3 protein-coding genes and 1 pseudogene are annotated in these 4,031 nt (G+C 72.7%); all 4 read right to left on the bottom strand.

What is annotated here, in order from left to right; genetic code table 11:
* Positions 1–1,154 (bottom strand): DUF8128 domain-containing protein (locus tag KDL01_RS39560; RefSeq protein WP_498038005.1); only part of this gene is annotated, 1,154 nt, incomplete at its 3' end.
* A gap of 33 nt (positions 1,155–1,187) precedes the next feature.
* On the bottom strand, positions 1,188–2,801 hold the full coding sequence (locus KDL01_RS39565) for a VirB4 family type IV secretion system protein (protein ID WP_212533864.1): 1,614 nt from the start codon (positions 2,799–2,801) through the stop codon (positions 1,188–1,190).
* Between the two features lie 68 nt (positions 2,802–2,869).
* A complete protein-coding gene (locus tag KDL01_RS39570; protein ID WP_212533865.1) occupies positions 2,870–3,793 on the bottom strand; it encodes a PrgI family protein in 924 nt (307 codons plus the stop codon).
* Positions 3,790–4,031 (bottom strand): annotated as a pseudogene (locus KDL01_RS39575) (hypothetical protein); the annotation flags it as partial. The pseudogene KDL01_RS39575 and the gene KDL01_RS39570, both read right to left, overlap by 4 nt.

The raw sequence follows: 4,031 nt of genomic DNA on the forward strand, positions 1-4,031 counted from the left end.
GTCGAGCGGGCGCCGGCTCTGGTCAGGCCGGGGGCATTGACGTCCCAGGGCAGATGCGCGAGCGCGGCGAGCTCGGCGACCGAGTAGAGCTGGCCACGGCCCATGTCACGCGACCGGATGCGGCGGGCGGGACCCGCGAGTGTGCGGCGGCGCAGGAAGTTGCGGTCCGCATACACGCAGGTGGCCGACGCCAGGGCGTGCGCGGTACCGCGCGCCTGGGCCATCGCAACCGGGTCGCAGGTGCGGCGCCGCACGCGCTGACTCGGATTCGCGCCGGCCCGATCGGTGCCCGGGACAACAGCCGCGTAGCGGATCTCCGCCTCATACAGCGGGCCGGCGAGCTTGCCGGCGGCCGCGCGGGCGTCGGCGGCCAGGCGCGCGTCCATGAACGCTCCCGGCGCGACCTCCATACGGCCCGGGCTGATGGTGTCGAAGAGCATGGATCTGGTCGTCGTGTTCCGCTTGCCCTCCAGGCTGCGCAACCGGTGGCGCGCCCGCGCGACCCGCCAGGACGATGCGGGCCGCGCCAGCACCTGCACGCATGCGCCCTGGCCCGCTCCCAGCGCGGTCCCCGCGCCGATCAGCGCACGCAACGGATCCGCGTCGTGTTTGACATTCAGCGGCAGCGCCTCGGTGCGCGCGAGCACCAGCCGCCCGCCGGTGACCGCGTCGCCGGGGCCCGCCGGAGACAACGGGGAGACGGGCAGCGGCAGCGCTTTGGCACGGGCGCCGGGCCACGCAGCCTCGATCGCGCGCTCGACCATGCGTGGCGGGACACACCCCGGCACCCACATTCGGATCGCCAGTTCCCGGCCGGTGAACACGTACTCGAACGCGACGTGCGGCTGGCCGTGCACCAGCCGCGCGAGGCGCGGACGGTGCAACCCGAGCAGATTGCTCCACAGCGTGACCGCGCCTGACGGCGATGACTCGGGCGGGCAGGCGATCTCCAGCACACGCGCGCCGGTCAGCAACCGGTTTCTCTTGTGGCGCCGCATCCGGCTCACGGCTGCGGTAGCGCCGTACGCCGCGACCGCGGCCGTGATCGAGATCTGCGGCCAGTCGCGTGCGGCCAGGGCGTCAGCTGCGCACAGTGCGGAGGTGAGCCAGCCGCCCGGGGCGGTCGCGGTAAACGTCTCGATGTGCAGGTGCATCGCGATACGTCCTTGTCTGTTCGGGCCTTCGGTTTAGATGCCGGTGTGCAGGAACGGTTCTTCGTCGGGGGTGGCGATCACGGCGAGAGCGGTGCGGCCGGTACGGGTTCTCTGGAGGGCGTAGCCGCGCGGTGCGGTGGCCAGGAAGTCGCGTTCGCCCGCAGTCAGATCGAAGGCGTCGGTGACGCGGGCGAGGGCTTGGGGGGCTTGGCCGAGCAGGATCTGGATCGCCGCGTTGCACGCCACCGCCGTGCCGAGCTCCGAGCCGAGCAGGTCCCCGACGTCCTGGGTGGCGAGGGAGAGCCCGAGCCGGTACTTGCGTGCCGATTTGGCGAACCGCAACACGAACCGGGCCGCGGCCTCGTCCTGCAGGAGCTGCCAGACCTCGTCGATCAGCAGCATCCGCCGGCGCTCCCCGTGGCGGGCGCCGTTCCAGATCCGCGAGAGCACCAGCAGCATCCCCGCGGGGCGCAGTGCGTCGGGCAGGTGCCGCAGCGTGTACACCGTCAGCGGCGGCTCTTGCACACCCTCGGGCTGGGCGCCGTTGAACAGCGCCGCGTACGACCCGGTCGCATACGGCTCCAGAAGCCCCGCCAGCTCGGTTGCGGCGGGATCGAACCCGGCTGCGGCCTGCCGGGCGACCGCGGCGAGATCCGGTACCGGACGGGTCCAGGACGCGGTGTCCTCGCTGATCCCGGCCGCCCGGTAGGCACCCATCGCCGCACGGTCGAGCGCCGGGCGCAGCCGTTCGGCTCGCTCAGCGCCGAGGAGCACGGCGCACAGGCTGTGCAGATCCAGGACCCGGGACGCCAGCTCGCACGGTCCTGACGCGTCCGGGTGCGGGAGCTCGAGTACATTCAGCGCGCCGCAGGGCAGCCCGAGCTCGATCACCCGTCCCCCGACTGCGCCGGCCAGCGCGACGTACTCGCCCTCCGGGTCGATCACCGCCCCGATCGTCCCGGTGCACAGTTCCCGGATCAGATCCGTCTTCGCCAGGTACGATTTTCCGGCCCCGGACACACCGAGGATCAGGCTGTTGTGGTTCGCTTGCGCCCACCGGTCGCGGAACACCGGAGCGCCGGTGACCGCCGAGAGCCCCGCCAACACGGCGCTCGGCGCGACCGCGCCGCTCTCGCCGGTATCAGGACTCGTCAGCGGCACGCACGCCGCGAGGGCTGCGGTGTCCAGGATCCGCACTTGGCCGATGCGGTCCGGGGCGCCCGGCAGCGTCGTCTGCCAGGCCTCGAGCATGCGGAACGTCGGGGCCTGCGCGGTCGCGAGCGACGCGGACAATAGCGCCTTCACGTCATCGATAAGCTGCGCGAGGTCCTCAGGCGTGTCGGCGTAGCAGGTCAGGTAGAGGCCGGCGGTGAACAGCTTCGTCTCAGACCTGGCGATGCGCCCGGCGAGTTCGGCGGCGTCCTGTGCGGCGGACTCGACCTGCGGATCCTCGATCTGTCCCCGGCCCGCGCCCTCGCGGCGCCCCGCCTCCAGCCGGGTGCGGCGCCGACGCAGCTTGTCCGCCGCGACCTGCGGCGGAACCGGCTCGGCGTGTAGGGCGACATCGAGGCGCGCCGGATACGCACTGAGCGCCTCGAGCCAGCCCGGCAGCACCTCGGCCGGATAGCCGGTCACCGCCAACGTCATGGCGTGGACGCCGTCGATTTCCGCAGATCGTGGGCGAATGTGGATACCGGCTGGGGACAATCCGCTCCTCATTCCTGCTCCAAGATCTCGAGGCCTGCCGTGATCGGACGGCCGGGCGGCGCGAGACGGCGCGGGCCTGCGGAACGTTCGGGTGCGCAGGCCACGGTGAGCAGAGCGGTCGACTCGGCCGGATCCAGCACGTGGGCTTTGATGCCACAGGCCTCGAACAGCTGCGCCGCAGCGCGCGCCCGATGCGCGGCACGGGCTGCCGCACCGGCGCCCGCCTCCCGTACCGTGATCAGGTGTCTGCGCCGCCACAGGTCGCCACCATCAGCCAGGCCCCGTAGATACGTGGCCTGCCGCCTGGCGAGATCGGCAAGCTGCGGCGTCGAGAGGTGTTCGGCAACCTCGGCCGCGACCTGGGCACGCTCGTCCAGACTCACCCGCTCGGTGAGCGTGCTGATGCTGAAGGGCCCCGAATGCGCGGACAGAACAGTGCCGATCGCGGCCAGCGCGGCGCGGGCCTCATCCGCGTCGGCAAGCTGCAGGCAGCGCGGCTGCGCCTCGATCACGACGGCGGCCTCCAGGCCGTCGAGCTCGACGACACCGGTCCCGTCCAACTCGGCGATCCGCCGGTAGAGCGGAGCGAGACGGGCGATCCCCGCCGGCAGCGGAAGGTGCTCCGGGACATCGGCCCGCCTGCGCCCGGTCCGCGCATACCGGATGGCGCCGCGCAGCAGCCGGTCGGCCGGCACGCCGCCGGGCCTGACCAGCGCCAGCAGGCATCCCGCGAAGACCACCGGAGCCACGGCGCCGACGACGACCACAGGCGAGAGACCCAGGATGGTGTGCAGGACCTCACCCTCGGCGAGGACGAACGCCGCGCTGATTGCGAGAATCGCGCACTGGCGGGCGGTGAACGGACCGGCCAGGCGTGCCTCGACCTCGATGTTCGCCGGCACCGGCACGGGGCGCGGGGATGCGGTCTTCAACGGGGCTCTCCCTCCTGAGGGAATTCGGGGGCGAGGAAGCGCACGGCGAGATCCGCGCGCGGACGCCTGGGCGGACGCGGGCCGTTCTGCGCTTTGGCCGCACGCACGGTGATCAGCGGTGCCTGGGCGGGGAGGTCCTGGGGGCGCGGCGTGACCGGCTGCTTGGGTTCGGGGAGCTTCGGCGGCGGGGTGACGCGCCGCTCGCGCGGGATCGAGAACGCCGGGACGGCGCGCCAAC

Origin of the sequence: Actinospica durhamensis (genome assembly GCF_018139695.1) — a bacterium.
Classification (GTDB): domain Bacteria; phylum Actinomycetota; class Actinomycetes; order Streptomycetales; family Catenulisporaceae; genus Actinospica; species Actinospica durhamensis.